The sequence below is a fragment of the Paraburkholderia sp. MM5384-R2 genome (genome assembly GCF_014201025.1).
Lineage (GTDB): Bacteria > Pseudomonadota > Gammaproteobacteria > Burkholderiales > Burkholderiaceae > Paraburkholderia > Paraburkholderia tuberum.
Genome location: NZ_JACHDI010000060.1, coordinates 1 through 9,940 on the forward strand (window position 1 = coordinate 1; position 9,940 = coordinate 9,940).

The window sequence follows — 9,940 nt, forward strand, 5'->3', positions numbered from 1 at the left end:
CGGCGCGGATACCCCACAAAACCAATGGCACAACAGGGCTCTCTAGATTTATCAAGCACATAGCGAGGTTGGGCAGTATGAAACATACTTGTACAACGCCGTACGCTTGCATTCGACTTTGGGGTATCTGTCGCCCGTTTCCTACGAGGCGAAACCGACAGTGAAAGAACCTATCTGCCTGTCCGAAATAACTTGGCCACTACAGAACGGCCTTGATTCCGCGTCGGCTTCAGTTGTCATTTGCCACTACTACATGCTGACCTGTGTTTGGGATAGCATGAACACGAGATCGTAGGGGCTTACGTTGAGCGCGCGAACATCCCGTCACCTTCTTCAGCGTGCGCACCGTTGCTTGCCGAATGCTCCCGCGATGCTCGCCCAACCAAAGCCTTGCTCGATTGAGTTGGTTTTTTTCTGCGAGATGACGTAACCCCAACTGGGGCGTTTGTCTCGACCGCAGCCGAACGCCGCCACAGAAGTTTCGTTGGCTGACTAAATTCGCGGTCAGCTACGGCCGCCTAACACGGTCCATTGATCGTATCGCCTTGGCAATGAAGTTATGCGTTGGGACCAATCATGGAGTGTGGCGTCTCGTTGCTGGGTTTGGGGCTTTTGCGAGCGCCCGTGCTGCCGAGATTGTTGTCGTGATGGAAGCGGTCGTCGCACTCTATTCTCGTATTCCGTGGGCACGCGAGCTCTATCGCCTACCGGGGGCGCCCGCGTTTTGGACCATAACCGCTGAGAATACCTCGTACCTCAAATTCGACTTTGACGCCTTGCTGCGACGATCATAGAGTTAACCAAATCATTCAGGAAAAGAGGCGGGCTTGATACGCGAAAACCATGACGTCATCATAGTTGGCGGCGGTGTTGTCGGCTGCGCATTGGCGCACGGGATGCTGGGGCGAGGGAAGCGTGCGCTTGTGCTCGACGGGGGTGATTGCGACCCGCGCGCGTCGAAAGCGAATTTCGGTCTTGTCGGCGCATACGGGAAGGGATATGGCGCGCCCCGCTACCAGCAGCTGTCACGCGAGAGCGTCGCACTTTGGTCCGTTTTCGCAACAGCGCTGCACGATGAAACTGGCATTGATGTCGAGTATGAAAACGATGGCTGCTTGCGCTTTTGCCTAAGCGAAGCGGATTTTGAAGAGGAAGCCGAATTCCTCGCGAGCTGGAATGCGCAAAGCCCGAAAATCGACCCGTGTTCGCGCATGATCGATCGATCGGTATTAGAAAGGCTGCTGCCTGGTACACGGCTCGGGCGGGAAGTGGTGGGGGCTGGAATTGGCGTTGCCGATGGCCATTGCAATCCGCTTAAGCTGTTGCGGGCGCTGCAGCAAGCCATTGAGTTACGTGGCGGCACTCTAGCTGGCAATCACACGGTGTCGAAGATTGAGCCATGTCCTGACGGTAGTCTTCGTGTTCATGTGCAAACCTCGACAGGTCCGCGTTGTTTCGAAACGGGACAGTTGATCATTGCGGCCGGGCTTGGTTCCACAGCCCTGGGGGCAATGGTGGCGCTCGACGTCCCGTTGCGTCCCCTGCGTGGCCAGTTGCTGGTCACTGAACGGCTCGACCCAATTCTGCGCCTCCCCGCTAGCGGCATTCGCCAGACTCGCGACGGTACAGTAATGATAGGTGTAAGTCATGAGGAAGTCGGTATGGATCTCGGTACTACTACCTTCACCGCCGCCAAGATGACAAAGCGAGCCCTACGAATTTTGCCGGACCTTGCTATGGCTCGCCTTGTTAGGCATTGGGCATGTCTGCGCATCATCACCCCGGACGAGCATCCGGTGTACGCACAATCTTCAACGTATCCCGGTGCCTGGATCGCGCTCTGTCATTCCGGCATCACCCTCGCGGCGGTTCATGCTGGACCAGTTGCGGATGCTCTCGCGCGCAACGTACTGCCAGAAAACTTCGAGTTCTTCCATCATAGGCGCTTTGATGTTTCGCAAGTTATCTAGTCCCGCCGGGGACGCCGTGGTCACGGTATCGATCGACGGCAGGCGTGTGAACGCCGAGCGAGGCGAATCCGTGGCGGCTGTCCTCGTGCGCGAGGACAACCCCGTCGCTCGCACCACGCCGCGAAGCGGCAGTCCACGCGGACCTTTTTGCATGATGGGTGTGTGCTTCGAATGTCTTGCTGTCGTCGATGGTGTAGCGTCCACGCAGACCTGTCTGACGATCGTGCGCGACGGGATGCGCATCCAACGCCAACACGGTCGCCGCAATCTCAGTGAGGCGATCGCTGAGTCAGAAGACGGTAGTGGCGATCTTCGTAGTGGTGAGGTGCATTCGTGATGCGAACGTTCGATATTCTGATTGTAGGTGCAGGACCTGCCGGCATGAGTGCCGCAATACGTTCTGCTCGTCTTGGAATGACCACGATTCTCGTAGACGAACAGCAGGCACCGGGCGGTCAGATATGGCGCGCCATCGAAGAAAACGTCCGACGCGGTGTTCATCAAGGGTTAGGCGCTGCGTACAGCGCAGGCGCGGCAGTGGTACAGAACTTTCGCGAATGCGGTGCGCACTACTTGCCGGAGACCCGTGTATGGCAGATCGAGCGAGCGGCTAGCCCGGGGAAACCGGCCGGTTCCGGGGAGTGGATTGTCTTTTTGAGCCGCGCGGATGGCGCCGAAAGTATTCGCGCGCGCCATGTGTTACTAGCGACGGGCGCACAGGAACGCCCCATGCCTTTCCCAGGTTGGACGCTTCCGGGTGTAATGACAGTCGGCGCCGCGCAGATTCTGCATAAAAGCGCTCACCAGATACCCGATCAACCCGTCTGGATAGCCGGTAGTGGTCCATTGCCACTGCTCTACATGACCCAGCTGCTCGACGCCGGCGGTAGGATCGCAGGTTGGCTTGACACGACTCCCGGCGGCGCCCTCCGTCGGGGCGTTCGGACTCTACGTGGCGCAGTTGACGGCTGGCATGATCTCCTTAAGGGGCTACTGTGGTCGGCAAGATTGCGCGGGAGGGGGTTCCCCATTGTTCGAAACGTCAGTAGCCTTCGCGGTTTCGGTATCGGCCGTCTTGAACAGATTGTCTATCGCACCGAGAACGGGCTGTCGGGCGATGTGGCTGCCGACATTCTTCTGGTTCATGAAGGCGTCGTGCCGTCTATACACTTCACTCAGGCGATGGGATGCAGCCATCGATGGAACGAAGCACAACTTTGCTTTGAGCCCGAAGTTGATACGTGGGGTGAAACCAGCACGACTGGTCTCTATGTCGCAGGCGACGGCGCCGGCATCGGCGGCGCGAAAGCCGCGTGCACACGCGGTGAACTTGCTGCTACCGGCGTCGCGCTTTCCTCGGGCGCACTCTCAGTCGAGCGCGCAAGCGAGCTTGCAGCGCCGCTGCATCGGCGGCTCGGACATGAGCTGGCGATGCGGCCTCTGCTTGATTCGATCTATCGGCCGCGTACGGAGATTTTCACGCCGCCCGATGAGACGATTGTCTGTCGCTGCGAAGAGGTAACCGCTGGCGATGTACGGCTGGCCGCGCAGCTCGGCCAGCCGGGGCCGAACCAGCTCAAAGCGTTCACGCGCGCGGGCATGGGCCCGTGTCAGGGTCGTCAATGCGGCTACACCGTTGCTAATTTGCTTGCATCTGCGCAATGTCGCTCCGTTGCTGCGGTTGGTTTCCAGCGCGTGCGGCCCCCACTAAAGCCGATAACACTCGCGGAGCTCAGTGCACTTGAAGAGTCGTCATGAGGGCGTGTGGGCATGCCTCGGAGCTCACGGCATGGCAATAAGAGAGTGTGGGTGCGGGTGTTTCAGGTCCCGGAAAGGTGGAGCGTGTCGCGAGACTAATCGGATTTCCCCCTTTCTGAGAAGCGTGCGCCGCTGCACACGGCGCTCGTCGTCGAAGTTGCCGCAATGTCGCACATTGGACGTGAGCCGCAAGCAATCATTCCATCAAGCTTTCGCGTTTATGATCTGATGGGGAGGGCTTGCTGTTATTCCCCGACAGGCACTAATAGCGGCCCAATAGTTCTCCGGGATCATTCATAACGAATCTCCTGAAAGATTGATGTGAGCATGATGGTTCTTCGTCCAGTTGCACAGGCCAGATGCGCTTTGCCGATCGCTGTTGTCCGGCGTGGATTTCTGGCTGGTTGTACGACTCCGGATCAAGGAGAAAGTGTCTCATTAACGGACATCCAGATCGGCGGTGCCGTCTGCTTGTACTACCAGGTGTCTGACATGATCGGCACAGCCCCGTTGCCTTTGCAGCACGGCCCACGCACCCTCGACTTACAAGAGAACTGCCTGCTGCAAAAGTTCCAGCGCCTTCAGTTCGTCCAGTCGACCCGTCCGTGCCTTACCTGCCAGCGTCTTGATCAATGCTTCGGCGATTGGCGCGATGCCGTGAAGATTGTCCAGGCTTGTCGCGGAAGCGGGTTGCGTCGCCGGATCTCGCTGCGACGTCGCGGCGACTGGCAGCGGCTCACTTTTTGCCGCTGGGACGGACGGTAGCCCACTATCGCCGTTGGCGGCATTGCGACCGGCTGGCTCGTCGGAGGCATCGCCTGAATGATTTCCCTGGCTGACACCCATCCCGTTCGCTTCTACGGAATCTGCGGAAACAGGGGAGGCGCTTTCCAGAGCGCTCGCGACACCCGTGCGCGGGCGTGGGCCGCGCACCTTTGCCTTCGCATCTGCCGCCTTTTCCCGCAGGCTTTCGCTGGATGCGTTGGCGAGCGGCTCCTGTCGTTCAACAGGCTCGCGACCGCGCGAAGCAGGGGTCAGCAAACGCGACACCGATTCCGGAATCTCCGCTTCGGATCGCGGCGTATCCAGCCAGCCAGCGGGCAGGCCAAGCCGCTCAGTGAAACGGTTTGCTTCAACACTGTCCATGCGCTTCTTGCCATAAAGTCGATGGGCCATGTTCGATCCGCTCATGGACATCACCACACCCAACCTTGCTTTCGATCCGTTGCGACCCGTGAGAACGTGGAGGTTATCCCGTCGAACTTTTGCGACCGTGGCCTCGTCTTCGAGCGCCAGCGGTTGCTGCTGGATTGCTTCAGACGCTGCTTTCTGTTTCGATCGCGAAGCTTTGTGCGGTACAGCGGCGTCGAGCTGCAGGGTCGTTTCGCGTCTACTGCTCCTGGCGTTCCCCGGCGACCCGCCAGTTGCTTTCTTCGGCATTTCCGTTTCCTTGGACAGGTTATCTTCAGTAGATGATGGTTGGCCGCCGTCCGGTGCAAGCACCGTGTTGGATTCTTCAGTCACGATTTCCCGCTCATCATCCAGGCTCGCGAAATCAAGCGGCGACTTCAGGCGCGCTATGGTTTCGACCGAGAGAACCGGATGGGGCTGGTCAAAGAAGCCGTGCGGTAGCCCAAGCGTGGTTTCCATGTGAAATGCGGTCTCGGGCGTGAACCGTTCACCTTTTGTCAGTTCAGCCACTCGCGTCATGCTGGATTGAAGTCCTAACGCGATGTTCTCAGCACCCACAGCATCGACGAGGAACTTGAAGGAACGTGTTTTGAAAATCGAAGCGGTTTGTGCGGAGTCTCGAGGCGGCGCTTTCGCGTACGGTTGCCCCTGCCGGTTGGCTGGAGATTTTTTCACGTGACGGGGCTGACGTTGCGCGCTGTCACGAACTCCCGCATATCGTCCGCGGGTTTGACTCATAAAGTGGGGCTCCGTGCGGTCGTTGATGTTTGACTTCCGGACTATAGGCGAGGCAATGATGACATCACGCGTCCATAATTTCGTCAGCAGCTCACGTCATTTCTCCTCGTGCACGCCGATTTGATCTGACTGTTTTTGAACCGGTAGGCACCTGTTTGCTGGAAGCTTTTGTCGGCTTCCTGGCGACCTTTGGTGCGTTCTTCTGAGCGGCGGGAACGTTCACGCGCGTCTTGATAGCAGTCGGTGTTTTTTTCTTGGACCGACGAGCTTTTTTCAGCTTCCGTTCTACCTCGGCGAGTAGCTCGGCGGGCGAGCATTTCAAAGCGGTTGCCAGTGCGAACAGCATCGTTAGCGTTGGCTGGTGCTGGCCGAGTTCCAGCATGCTGACGTAGTTGCGACGTATATTGGCCTCGAAGGCGAGCTGTTCCTGCGTTAGCTCGGCGTGAATACGGCGCTCGCGCAGAAGGGCGCCAAAGACTTCGGCCAACTCCAAATTTCTCTCCCAGTGAAATGGGAGTACTGTCCAATCGGCGCTATAATTTGTCTTCCCAGTACACTGGGAATTAGATGGTTGGTATGTTGGCGAAGTCCTTATCCAGTAAGGATGTGAGAATTTTTTGATGTCGGCGTACGTGCGCGAAGCGATGGTGCTCCCGAAGAAAGCGCACGTCGGCATCAGGTGGTTGATTTATCGCGAAAGCGTTTGAGGTCGTGGTTGAATGTTTGTGACTAGTGAAAAGAACCGTTTGCCTTCGTCGGCAGTGCCGTTTGAGCCTGAGGGCGCAGGGGTGTGGGGGGGTTATCTCGCAATTGATCCCGCGGGATGTACTGATCCTCCGGGTCTCGCCGCGGGGTTCGCGGGCCGTGCCGACGATTGTGATGATGGACCTGAGCGGAAGCGCGCCGTCGCTTGACCAGTTCGCGGGCGGGGATGTCGTACTGCGCGACGCGGCCGTGCTGAGCACGAAGCTGGCACGGGAGGTCGACCAGTGGACGCTCGAACCGCTGAGCGAGATCCGGGTGAGGGCAACCGAGCCCGAACAGTACAGCCAGGGCGAGCGACTGGTGACGGTGACCCGGTTCACGACGTCGGCAGGACGCACGTTCTCCGTGCCGTACGCGCTGGCGACGCGCCCTGCGCGCGGCAGGCGGTTATGGCGGGCGAAGGCGCCAGCCGTCGCCCGTCGCTGACCGGGGCTGGCAGCGGATGCACATCCGGAGGTGGGGTGATAATCCGCCTTATCGCGGCGAGCGCACCACCGGCGCATCGGCTGCGGCTTCAAGAAGGGATCGACATGAGCAGACGCAAGCGGGCGACAGCGCTTCCCGACGAAACCGCCGAAGCGCTGCGCGCGCGGCTGCGGCGCTTCGTGCGCGCGACCCGCGACGAGGCGACCGGGGCCGTCCCGATCCCGTTTCCCGAGCACGTGACGGTGCTCGCCGGGCCGCTGCGGCGGATCCGCGGCGCGCGCGAACACGGCATCGTGCCGGGGCCGGCGGGGCGGGCCGGGTTAGACGCGCGCAGGGAAGACGGCGACAAACCCTGATCAGCCTCGGGCGGGTTCGCGCTGGATGACACGGGGCGAGCCGACGGCCAGATGACGACGTAACGGACATGACGGATACACACTTTCACGGCGCAATGCGCTGGCCACTGCCGGCTGAACCCGAGCCGCAGGCCGGCTGGAACAACCGGTATTTCCTCGACACGGAATTCACCGACTTCCGGCAGTGCCAGCTGCTCAGTCTCGCCCTCGTGGGCGAGAACGGGTACGAGTTCTACGGCGAGCGGACCGATTTCGATCCGGCGCGGTGCAGCGACTTTGTCCGCGCCGTGGTACTGCCGCAGCTCGGCCAGTCCGAGGGGCGCGCGATGCCGTTTGCAGCGCTGCGCGAGGCACTGCGCGCATGGCTCGTGGCGGTGCCGGGCGACTCGGGGCCGGTGCTGTGCTACGACTACGAGACGGACCTGGCCCTGTTGCGGTTCCTGCTGGGCGGGCCGCTGCCGCGCGGCTGGCGGCTCGAGAACATCGCAGGCACGCGCAACCCGGAGCGGCGCGCCGCCTACTACGCGCGCCATGGCGGCGAGCACCATGCGCTGCATGACGCGCGCGCCAATGCCTATGCGTGTACCGGTTGAAGCCGGGCGGCTGCCGGCCGGGCCGTCGTCCGGTCTCCGGACGTGCGGACGCATTTCTTCGCTCAAACAGAAACAGCCTCATGAAGGGGATCAGGATGGCCGGGATGCGTGTGTGGATTCCACGATCCGACGTACCGCGGATAGCCCAGCGCCTGCGGGACAGACGCAAGGCGTCAGCGATGACACAGGACGATCTCGCGGTGAGGGCGGGGGTGGCGAGAGTGACCCTGGGGCACCGGGAGAAGGGGCGGTGGCCGCACACCGTCGCAGCCGCCACCGTGAACGCGCTGGAGGCGGCCCTGCAGGTGCCGCCGGGTTGGCTGCTCAGTCCTGGGACGCAACCGTTGCCGGACCCCGTGTTCAATGCGGTGGATGCCGCCGCCCGCGCAGACGGCGATCCCCAGTCACGGATCCCCGCCGCCCGGTGCCGCGAGATCGGCCCCCACGCGCGGCGGCTGCGCAGTGAACTGGGCCTGTGCGTTGCGGAGGTGGCGCGCGCCTGCCATGTGTCCCGTCCCACGCTGTTGCAGTGGGAGCAGGGGACGTTTCCGAAGGCGCTCACCGTGGCGCGCCTTCGCACCTGGGAGCGCGCCCTGCTGCTTGCGCCCGGGCACCTGCTGGCGCCGCCGGCGTCGCATCCCGGGGTATGCGATGGCCGCTGGCGCGTGACGATCGGCACTGAAACGCTCGAGGCCGCCATCCATTGCGTCGCGGCGTGCCTCGCCACCCGCGGACGCAATCTGCTCCAACCGGAGCAGCCGCTCGATGCAAAGGCCGCGCGCGATGCCGACCTGCTGGCCCACCGCTATGGGGTGGGCGCGCATCGCTGGCCACTGGTCGACGTGGCCGTCTCATACGGGATCGATCCGTCGCACGCACGCCAGACGGTGGCGCGCATGGTCGCGCGCGCAGCCGGGTTCGCCTTCAGGATTCCGGTGCTGGATGACATGCTGGCGGTGGGCGCGGCGGGCTTGTCGTTTACGACCGCCGTAGCCGATGGTCGCATGCGTCACCTGCTGGGGCCCTCGCTGTCCATGGAGCACGCTGCGGCATTCACCGGCGAAATACTGTCCCGGCACATCACCGGTGCTGAGCCTGGCATGTCGATAGCTGGCAACAGCCTTCCGACCAAAGCAGCGGACGCTTCGTTGGCCGCGGACGTCGTCCGGGAAGAAGGAACCCGATGCGCGGCCACAGGACTGCGACACCGAATGAGAAGATCATCAGAAGGAGAGGCGAATGCTTAGGGTCACCATTGAATTGTTGCCCGGTGGACGGGAAGACGGAAAGCGGGTCATCGCGACGGCGGACATCGCGCGCACGAGTGGCGGGCCACTTGCGGACTACAGGGTGGCCCTGGACGATGCGGTGCTCGGCGACGTCGGCGAGCGGGTCATGGTCCGCGGGTATCCGAGATGGGCGGCCAGCGCTTGGGATCTCGTTGCGCGCTGTCTTGCCGCTGCGCTGAATCAGGGCCGCGAAACGTTGCCACCGCGACCCGCGCAACCTGAGGTAACGGTTCGCATGAATGACGCAGGCTATCGTTACGTGCGTCTCGATGAGATTCCCGAGCCTGCCAGAACCTGCTTCGACGAGAAGCTGGCCGGCTCGGGCATTCCTGATCATGGCTGCGCTTTCGCGCACGACTGGTTCGATTTTCTCAACGGCCAGCGCTGATATCACAGGGCCACGCGCAGGGGATGCGCAGGGGCGACCGGGGCGAGGTGGATCTCCATACGGTGGGCCGCCCGGCGCTGACGTCCGGTCAGCGCGGACTTCAGGCGTGACATGCGTGCACGCGCGCATGACGACGGCGGCGGAGATGCACCGATCTATCCGTGCACCGGGCCCACCACATAATCCCGTGCGGCCGCGACGACGGCCGGGAAGTCCGAAGCCAGGATCTCGCGAGGACGCCTGCCATGAAGCATGCTGTTGGTCGACTCAAACCAGGACGCAATCCGGAACGGACTGTAGCTGCAAAAATGCCCAGAATCTCTGCGACTCCAGGAATCGCGTAGCTGGCGTCGTCGAAGAGGTAGGCAGGGTGATATGACTTCTCGTGTCAATATGATCGGTTCTGTGTTTTCGATGTTTGAATTTCCTGAGGGCGACGTAGCAGTAAATCTCGACGGTGGATCAA

The 9,940-nt window shown here is 61.6% G+C and carries 10 protein-coding genes; 8 read left to right on the top strand and 2 right to left on the bottom strand.

Annotated elements, in window-relative coordinates; genetic code table 11:
- The first annotated feature begins 827 nt into the window (after positions 1-827).
- Genes HDG37_RS38240 through HDG37_RS38250 form a run of 3 tightly spaced genes read left to right on the top strand, consistent with a single transcriptional unit; the run spans position 828 to position 3,728 of the window.
- Entirely contained in the window at positions 828-1,970 is a 1,143-nt protein-coding gene (locus HDG37_RS38240; RefSeq protein ID WP_221311639.1) for an FAD-binding oxidoreductase, read from the top strand.
- Positions 1,951-2,307 (top strand): (2Fe-2S)-binding protein, encoded by a 357-nt coding sequence (locus HDG37_RS38245; RefSeq protein WP_184040579.1) that lies wholly within the window; start codon positions 1,951-1,953, stop codon positions 2,305-2,307. The genes HDG37_RS38240 and HDG37_RS38245 overlap by 20 nt, the downstream gene beginning before the upstream one ends.
- Complete coding sequence (locus HDG37_RS38250) at positions 2,307-3,728, top strand: NAD(P)/FAD-dependent oxidoreductase (protein WP_184056689.1); 1,422 nt, start codon at positions 2,307-2,309, stop codon at positions 3,726-3,728. Before HDG37_RS38245 ends, HDG37_RS38250 begins: the two co-directional genes overlap by 1 nt.
- 543 nt (positions 3,729-4,271) lie before the next feature.
- Here HDG37_RS38250 and HDG37_RS38255 read toward each other — a convergent pair.
- Entirely contained in the window at positions 4,272-5,657 is a 1,386-nt protein-coding gene (locus tag HDG37_RS38255; protein ID WP_184056693.1) for a hypothetical protein, read from the bottom strand.
- Between the two features lie 91 nt (positions 5,658-5,748).
- Positions 5,749-6,150: a helix-turn-helix domain-containing protein gene (locus HDG37_RS38260; protein WP_260330703.1), complete on the bottom strand. Its 402-nt coding sequence runs from the start codon at positions 6,148-6,150 to the stop codon at positions 5,749-5,751.
- A 386-nt stretch (positions 6,151-6,536) separates the two neighbouring features.
- On the opposite strand from HDG37_RS38260, the gene HDG37_RS38265 reads away from it, so the two are divergent.
- The 5 genes from HDG37_RS38265 to HDG37_RS38285 all read left to right on the top strand — a co-directional run bounded on the left by HDG37_RS38265 (position 6,537) and on the right by HDG37_RS38285 (position 9,474).
- Positions 6,537-6,848, top strand: coding sequence for a hypothetical protein (locus HDG37_RS38265; protein WP_260330704.1), 312 nt, complete (start codon positions 6,537-6,539; stop codon positions 6,846-6,848).
- A gap of 104 nt (positions 6,849-6,952) precedes the next feature.
- Positions 6,953-7,204: a hypothetical protein gene (locus HDG37_RS38270; protein ID WP_184056697.1), complete on the top strand. Its 252-nt coding sequence runs from the start codon at positions 6,953-6,955 to the stop codon at positions 7,202-7,204.
- 68 nt (positions 7,205-7,272) lie between these two features.
- Positions 7,273-7,797: a 3'-5' exoribonuclease gene (locus HDG37_RS38275; RefSeq protein WP_184056700.1), complete on the top strand. Its 525-nt coding sequence runs from the start codon at positions 7,273-7,275 to the stop codon at positions 7,795-7,797.
- A gap of 104 nt (positions 7,798-7,901) precedes the next feature.
- Positions 7,902-9,044: a helix-turn-helix domain-containing protein gene (locus HDG37_RS38280; RefSeq protein WP_260335282.1), complete on the top strand. Its 1,143-nt coding sequence runs from the start codon at positions 7,902-7,904 to the stop codon at positions 9,042-9,044.
- Entirely contained in the window at positions 9,037-9,474 is a 438-nt protein-coding gene (locus HDG37_RS38285; RefSeq protein ID WP_018417964.1) for a hypothetical protein, read from the top strand. The genes HDG37_RS38280 and HDG37_RS38285 overlap by 8 nt, the downstream gene beginning before the upstream one ends.
- The last annotated feature ends 466 nt before the right edge of the window (positions 9,475-9,940 follow it).

Coding starts and splice junctions, on each gene's coding strand:
- HDG37_RS38245 (WP_184040579.1), top strand. CDS start 1,951: ATGTTTCGCAAGTTATCTAGTCCCGCCGGGGACGCCGTGGTCACGGTA.
- HDG37_RS38250 (WP_184056689.1), top strand. CDS start 2,307: ATGCGAACGTTCGATATTCTGATTGTAGGTGCAGGACCTGCCGGCATG.
- HDG37_RS38255 (WP_184056693.1), bottom strand. CDS start 5,657: ATGAGTCAAACCCGCGGACGATATGCGGGAGTTCGTGACAGCGCGCAA.
- HDG37_RS38265 (WP_260330704.1), top strand. CDS start 6,537: ATGATGGACCTGAGCGGAAGCGCGCCGTCGCTTGACCAGTTCGCGGGC.
- HDG37_RS38270 (WP_184056697.1), top strand. CDS start 6,953: ATGAGCAGACGCAAGCGGGCGACAGCGCTTCCCGACGAAACCGCCGAA.
- HDG37_RS38275 (WP_184056700.1), top strand. CDS start 7,273: ATGACGGATACACACTTTCACGGCGCAATGCGCTGGCCACTGCCGGCT.
- HDG37_RS38280 (WP_260335282.1), top strand. CDS start 7,902: ATGCGTGTGTGGATTCCACGATCCGACGTACCGCGGATAGCCCAGCGC.
- HDG37_RS38285 (WP_018417964.1), top strand. CDS start 9,037: ATGCTTAGGGTCACCATTGAATTGTTGCCCGGTGGACGGGAAGACGGA.